The sequence below is a fragment of the Kitasatospora sp. MY 5-36 genome (assembly GCF_001182915.1).
GTDB lineage: Bacteria > Actinomycetota > Actinomycetes > Streptomycetales > Streptomycetaceae > Kitasatospora.
Genome location: NZ_LFVW01000582.1, coordinates 1 through 7,262, shown reverse-complemented (window position 1 = coordinate 7,262; position 7,262 = coordinate 1). Strand labels below are relative to the sequence as shown.

The window sequence follows — 7,262 nt, the reverse complement described above, 5'->3', positions numbered from 1 at the left end:
GGCCGACCGGCTCCAGCGCGGCCTCCCAGACACCCTTGCGCAGCGGCAGCGCGACGCCGTCCGAGCCGGTCCGGGTGGCGGGCACCCGGGCCCGGAAGCGGCCGTCCGGGCCGGTGCCGACCGCGGTGCGGACCTCGCTCGCGGAGCCGGGGTGGCGCAGCACCAGCTCCAGTGCCGAGGCCGGGCCCGGGCAGTGGCCGGACAGCTCGAAGCCGCCGTCCCGTACGGCGATCCGGTCGACCAGGCCGGCCGCGGGCTGGACGCAGAGCTGGAGCCGGCCGTCGGCGAGGTGCTTGAGGTAGAGCACCCGGTCCGGGGCGCCGGGCAGCGGGTGCTGGCCGGCCACCGGGCCGCCGCGCTCGTCGAGGCAGGGCTGCACGGCGGCGCCGTCGGGGTACAGCAGTTCGGCGTCCCAGTGCTCCAGCAGGCCGCCGCCCCGCCCGTCGGCGGTGAACGGCCGGTACGGCACCCGGACGGTGAAGGTGTTGCCGGTGCGGGCGAGCGGCCGCTCGACCACTGCGTCGCTCTCCCGGTGGCGCAGCCGCAGCACGGTGCCGGAGGGGCAGGTGTCGGCGACCCCGTCCAGGTCCAGGCCGTCGGGGGCGGGGGCGGCCCGGGTGACCAGGACGGCCGGGCGCTCCAGCCGCAGGTGCAGCCGGCCGTCGGCGAAGAACGGCTGGAGCCGGACGTCGTGGTCCACCCAGTGGGCCGGCGGGTACTCGCCGGACCCGCACCAGTACGGGGCGAGGGCGCCGTACCGGCGGCGCACCCGGGCGGGGCGGGGGCGGGTGAAGAGCGTGGCCTCGATCCGCCAGTCGCCGAGCAGCCAGTGGCCCCCGCGGCGCAGCCGGCCGGGGGCTATCAGGGCGGTGAAGCCGGACCAGTCGTGGTTGTGCTCGGACTGGGCGCTGTCGTCGGTGACCTCGGGCATCCGGCGGGGGCGGGAGCGCAGGTGCAGCGGCGGCTGGGAGCGGTTCTGGTGGCGGAGGGTCAGCCAGGTCCAGGCGGAGCCGGGCCGGCCGGTGTCCTGGCCGTCCGGGCGGGCGAAGCCGGTGAGCTCCAGGCCGCGGCCGTGCCAGCGGGCGCGCAGCAGGCCGAAGGCGACGTCCTCGTCGGCGGCGGGGTGGTCGGCGGCCACCCGGGGGGCGGCGTGCGGCAGGACCAGCCGGGTGAGCACAGGCATGGCGGTGGGAGCCCTTCGGGAGGGAGATCCACATCCCATCCAGAAATGGCGCCGGGGTCAATTGCACGCTTTTTCGAATGCCCCGGGGAATTGCGTTTCCGGGAACGCCCATTCGACATTCGAAATCGGTTTTCCGGTCGTTTCCGGATCCGGCTCCGGAAACGCGCGTGCGCGGTGGCTACTCCTTGCGGAGCATCGCGTCGACCACCCGGGCGGAGGCCTTGCCGTCGTCCAGGTCGCAGTAGGCCTCGCGGAACGCGGCGGCCCGGTCCGCGTACTTCGCCGCGACCTCGTCCACCCGGCCGAGCACCGAGAGGAGCTCCTCGGAGGTGGCCGGCATCGGGCCGGGTGCCTCGGCCTCGAAGTTCAGGCTGAAGCCGCGCAGGTTGTCCCGGTAGTGCTCCAGGTCGTGGGTGAAGAACACGATCGGCTTGCCGGTCGACGCGAAGTCGAACGCGCTCGCCGAGTAGTCGGTCACCAGGACGTCGGCGATCAGCAGCAGCTCCGCCATGTCGGGGTAGGTGCCGACGTCCCAGATGTAGCCGTTGCCGGCGCCCGGGATCTGGCCGCACATCAGGTGGTGCCGGCGCACCAGCAGCACCTGGTCGTCGCCGAGCGCGGCCCTGGCCGCCGCCAGGTCGATCCGCAGGTCGATCTGGTAGCCGCCCTGCGGCCGGCGCCGGTCCTCGCGCCAGGTCGGCGCGTAGAGCACGACCTTCTTGCCCTCGGGCAGGCCGAGCCGCTCCCGGACCTGCTCGGCGGTCTTCTCCCGGTCGGTCGCGAACAGCAGGTCGTTGCGGGGCGAACCGCTCTCCAGGATCTCGCCCTTGAAGTCGAAGGCGCGCCGCAGCACCGGGGCCGACCAGCGGTTGCCGGCCACCAGCAGGCTCCAGTTCGGGACTTCCCGGGCCAGGCTCTTGAGGTACTTGGAGTCGGTGAACCAGACCTTCTCGAAGTCGAAGCCGATCTGCTTCAGCGGGGTGCCGTGCCAGGTCTGGACGACCACCTGGTCGGGGCGGCGGACGAAGAAGTCGGGCAGGTGGGTGCTGGCCACGACGTACTTGGCGGTGGCCAGCGCCTCGTACCACTCCGGGCTGCGGTACCGGAGCGCGGTCGCGCTCTGCGGCAGCTCGGCCTGCATGTCGTCGTTGCCCCACAGGTGCTCCAGCGACAGGCCGCGGCGGACCAGCTCCTCGTGCACCGCCCGGGGCGAGCCGGAGTACGTGCCGTACTTGCCCGTGTGGTACAGCACCGTGTCGCGCACCGGCAGCCGGCGGGCGGCCGGGTAGTCCACGCTCTGCAGCTGGCGCTGCCGGTAGCCGGCCCGCTCCTCGGGCAGCAGCACCGAGTGCGACTCCAACGACAGGGCGTCGTGGTCGCGGCGCTCCAGCACTATCCGCTTGCCGCGGGACTCCACCTCGACCGGCAGGACGTCGAAGCAGTCCGGGGTCACCAGCGCGGCGGCGTCCGGCAGTTCGGGCACCGGCACGCCGACCGGGCGGAAGACGACGTTCCAGGTGCCCCGGGAGAGCGGCACCCGGCCGGCGAAGGAGGCCGTCGGCACGGCGGGCAGCGCGGTGCGGAAGCGGCCGTCGGAGATCTCCACCGGGTAGGCGTGCTCCTCCTCGCGCCACTCGTGACGGACCACCAGCTCCCAGCGGTGCGCGCCGGGCAGCGGGAACGAGCCGCTCAGCAGGAAGCCGTCGGCGCCGCGCGAGGACACCTCGTCCACCAGCGGCTGGAGCACCTGGTCGGTGAACTGGAGGTGCCCGTGGGGGGAGGGCTTGGAGTAGAGCGCCCGGCGCTCGGCGACCGGGGCCTGCGGGTTCAGCGCCAGGTGCAGCCGCTCGGGCGCGTTGCGGTCGTCCCAGGCCAGCTGGACGGTGCTGCCGTCGGCCAGCAGCAGCGCGCCGTCCCAGTGGTCGCGGCTGCGCTCGGCGGCCACCGGGTCCAGCTCGGCCCAGGCCTCGCGGACGGCGGTCAGCTCGGCGACCGGGAAGGCCGCGGTGAACGGCTGGAGCGAGCCGACCGGAGCGCCCAGCTCCAGCGGGAAGGTCAGGTGGCGGTCCGACTCGGTGTGGGTGAGCCGCAGCCGCGCCCCGGCGAAGCTCGGGCCGGAGCGGGCCGCGCCCGAGACCTCCAGCCGGTCGCCGTGGGCGGCCAGGCCGGTCACCCGGGCCTTGACCGTCTCCACCCGGAGGTAGACGAAGTTGTCCCGGATCCACGGCACGATCCGCACGTCCGGCTCGACCCAGTGCGACGGGAGGTACAGCGCGCTGTCGCTCCACCCGGCCGAGATCCGGCCCTTGTAGACCCCGCCCTTGCCCGCGCCGGCCACCAGGAGGCGCCAGTTGCCGTCCTTCCACTGGCCGCGGTGCTTCAGCTTCTTCGGGTCTATGGCCACGGTGAAGCCGGACCAGTCGCAGCTGTACAGGTCGTGGTGGCAGCTCGCGGTGGCCTCGGGGCTGTACGTCGTCCGCATCGGCACCGCGATGACCCGGCGGCCCTTGGCCTCGCGCAGCACCAGGGTGCGGACCATGTCGTGCTTGCCGGCCGCGCCCAGCTGCTCCGGGTACGCGTGCCCGGTCAGCCGGAGCTTCCCGTCCTCCCAGGTGCTGCGGTACAGCCGGCTGCGGATCACCAGCGAGTTGTCCAGCTTGAGCACCCCGGCCGGCACGCTCTTGCGCCCGCCGCGCAGGAACGGGTAGTCGGCGTACGGGCGCAGCAGGCCGCGGGCCTGGACACCGCCGCCGCTCTCGCGCTCGTACGTGATCTGCTCGACCAGCTCGTCCATCCGGCCGGACAGGGTCAGGTGGTACTTCAGCCGCAGCGGTGCGCGCAGCCGGGCGACGTGCTCGGCGCCGATCGACCGGAGCAGCCGGCCGACGTGCTGGAGGTAGGCGTCCCGGTACTCCTTGTCCCCTTCGACGAGGGACGAGAAGAACATCGGGATCTCCTCGACGAGGGTGTTCTCGTCGTAGGAGCGCAGGTACTCGGCGAAGCGCGGCTCGGTCTGCTTCGTCAGCCAGGCGCGGACCAGCTCGACCGAGGCGACCCGGTCGATCAGGCCCCTGGGGTTGGTGCGCATCTGCGTGATCGACATCTCGCCGACCTCGCGCTCGCGCCAGTGGTAGATCGGCTCGGAGAGCACGTCCACGCTCTTGGCCAGGTAGTGGTGCGGCACGCTGACCGGCGCGTCCTCGTAGAGGATGCCCTCGGGGTAGAGCAGGCCGGCCGCGTCGAAGAACGAGCGGCGGTACACCTTGTTCCACGCGGTGCGGTCGGTGACCAGCGCCGGGATCTCGGTGATGTGGGTCTTGAGCCTGGTCTCCTTGAACGGCTTCAGGTGGCCGCCGGACTGGTAGTAGCCCACGGCGCGGAAGCGCAGCACGTTGCCGGTGCAGAAGTCCGAGCCGGTCTCGTCCAGCGTGTTGATCATCAGCTCGTACGCGCTCGGCGGCATCGAGTCGTCGCTGTCCACGAAGCACAGGAACTCGGAGTCCGGGTCGATGTGCCGGATGCCGGTGTTGCGGGCCGCGCCGAGGCCCTTGTTCACCTGCCGGACCAGCCGGAACCGGGAGTCCTGGGCCGCGTACGCCTCGGCGAGCGCCGCGCTGCCGTCCTTCGAACCGTCGTCGACCATGACGCACTCGAAGTCCGTGAAGGTCTGGGCGGCGATCGAGTCGAGGCATTCGACGAGGTAGCGCTCGACGTTGTAGATCGGGACGACGATGGAGAGGCGGGGAGCCATCGGCTACGCAGGCCTTTCTCTGGAGGAGCGTGGCAGCCCGTACGGGGTCTGACCGCACTTGGATCGGTGCGTACGTGCGCCCCCGATCCTACCTCCGGGGACCTCGCCCACCCGGGGACCACTACGCTGGGTCCGTGTCCCGTTTCAGCGTGATCGTCCCCGTGTACCAGGTCCAGGACTACCTCGCCGAGTGCCTCGATTCGGTGCTCGGCCAGGACGGCCCGGACGTCGAACTGATCGCGGTGGACGACCGCTCCCCGGACGGCTGCGGCGCGATCCTGGACGGGGCCGCCGCCGCCGACGCCCGGGTCCGGGTGCTGCACCTGCCGGAGAACGTCGGCCTCGGCCGGGCCCGCAACGCCGGCCTGGAGGTCGCCACCGGGGAGTACGTGGTCTTCCTCGACAGCGACGACACGCTGACCCCCGGATTGCTGAAGAGCATCGACGAGCGGCTCACCGCCACGGGTGACCCGGACATCCTGGTTTACGACTACGCCCGCACCTACGCCGACGGCCGGATCACCCGGGCCGCCTCCGCGCACGTCTTCGGCGCCGCCTCCCCGGACGTCTTCGACCTCGACGCCCGCCCCGACCTGCTCGACCTGCTCCAGGTCGTCTGGAACAAGGCCTACCGCCGTGATTTCATCACCGAGCAGCGGCTGGTCTTCCCGGCTGGCTACTACGAGGACACCCCCTGGACGTACCCGGCGCTGCTCGCCGCCGCCCGGATCACCCTGCTCGACCAGGTCGGCGTGCACTACCGCCAGCGCCAGGAGGGCGGCAACATCCTGGCCACCGCCAGCCGCAAGCACTTCGACGTGTTCGCCCAGTACGACCTGGTCTTCGCCTTCCTCGACGGCCGCCCCGACCTGGACCGCTGGCGCCCGGTCGTCTACGGCCGGATGCTGCACCACCTCAACACCGTGGTCTCCAAGCCCGGCCGGGTCCCGCCCGGCGACCGCCGCGAGTACTTCCGCCGGGCCGCCGAGCACTGCGCCCGGCTGCGCCCGGCCGGCTACCGGCCGCCGGCCGGCGTGGACGGCGTGCGCACCGAGCTGCTCAGCCACGGCCGCTACGGGGCCTACCAGGCCGTCCGGGCCCTCGCCAAGGCCCGGCGACTCGTCAAGCGCTGAGCGCGAACTGACGCCCGTTCGGGGGACGGACCGGCTATAACCGGTAGGTGGACTTCCTGACCCGCCTGCCGGTCGTCGGCCCGCTCGTGGCCCGGGTGCTGCGCAGCCGCCCGTACCGGGTGTACGAGTACTTCTCCGCCGCCCGGGGCAACCGGCTGGCCGGCGCCGTCACCTTCTTCGGCTTCCTCGCGCTCTTCCCGCTGCTCACGGTGGGCCTGGCGGTCGCCGCCGCGACGCTGAGCGACAGCCGGGTCCACGAGCTGCAGGAGCACATCTCCGACCAGCTGCCGGGGCTCTCGGACGCGCTCAACCTGCCCGCCCTGGTGGCCAACGCGGGCACCGTCGGGCTGGTCGGCGGGGCGCTGCTGCTGGTCTCCGGCCTCGGCTGGGTGGACACCATGCGCACCTCGATCCGCGACCTGTGGCAGCTGCCCCAGGAGGAGGGCAACCCGGTCCTGCGCAAGGGGTGGGACGTGGCGGTGCTGGCCGGCCTCGGCCTGGTGTCGCTGTTCTCGCTGGCCACCTCCGCCGCCGGCACCACGCTCGCCGGCCGGATCGCCGACGCGATCGGCCTCAACAGCGGGTACCTGCTGACCGCGGTCGGCGTGCTGATCGCCATAGCGTGCGACATGCTGCTCTTCGCCTACCTGCTGGCGCCCTTCCCCGGGATCACCGACCAGCGCCGGCGGGACCTGGTGCAGGCCGCGCTGATCGGCTCGGTCGGCTTCGAGCTGCTGAAGCTGCTGCTCGCCTCCTACCTGGGCTCGGTCGCCGGACGGAGCCTGTACGGGGCGTTCGCCACGCCGGTGGCGCTGCTGCTGTGGATCAACTTCGTCTCCCGGCTGCTGATGTACTGCGTGGCCTGGACGGCGACGGCGGACCCGGTGGCCGCCCGGGACCGGACCAGGGCGCACGGGCGGGCGCTGCTGGAGGCGGCCGACGAGGCGGAGGCGGCGGCGGAGGCGGACGCGGCGGAGCGGGCCGCCCGGGCCGAGCAGCGGAAGAAGGAGAAGGAGCAGGAGAACGGGGAGGGCGAGGACGAGGACGAGGGAAGGGCCCGGCCCCGGGACTGAGGCCGAGCCCTCCCACCCGTCGGCGGGTCAGCCGGCGGAGCGGCGCCGCAGCAGCACCAGCGCGCCGTACCCGGCCGCGGCCCCGGCCAGCACCACGGCCGACCAGCCGCCGAGGCCGAGCC

3 protein-coding genes and 1 pseudogene are annotated in these 7,262 nt (G+C 73.1%); 2 read left to right on the top strand and 2 right to left on the bottom strand.

From position 1 onward, the window contains the following. Positions 1–1,183: pseudogene (locus AE652_RS30720) on the bottom strand (hypothetical protein); the annotation flags it as partial. A gap of 178 nt (positions 1,184–1,361) precedes the next feature. Further along, complete coding sequence (locus AE652_RS30715) at positions 1,362–4,934, bottom strand: CDP-glycerol glycerophosphotransferase family protein (protein ID WP_049657412.1); 3,573 nt, start codon at positions 4,932–4,934, stop codon at positions 1,362–1,364. Positions 4,935–5,068: 134 nt separating this feature from the next. Between AE652_RS30715 and AE652_RS30710 the strand changes: the two genes are divergently transcribed. Then, the gene (locus AE652_RS30710; RefSeq protein WP_107086576.1) at positions 5,069–6,067 is read left to right on the top strand and encodes a glycosyltransferase family 2 protein; all 999 of its coding nucleotides are present in this window, start codon (positions 5,069–5,071) and stop codon (positions 6,065–6,067) included. A gap of 47 nt (positions 6,068–6,114) precedes the next feature. After that, positions 6,115–7,140 (top strand): YihY/virulence factor BrkB family protein, encoded by a 1,026-nt coding sequence (locus tag AE652_RS30705; RefSeq protein WP_063780320.1) that lies wholly within the window; start codon positions 6,115–6,117, stop codon positions 7,138–7,140. Positions 7,141–7,262: the final 122 nt, after the last annotated feature.

What these genes read in the sequence shown, in the direction of transcription:
- AE652_RS30715 (WP_049657412.1), bottom strand. Translation starts at nt 4,934, where the DNA reads ATGGCTCCCCGCCTCTCCATCGTCGTCCCGATCTACAACGTCGAGCGC.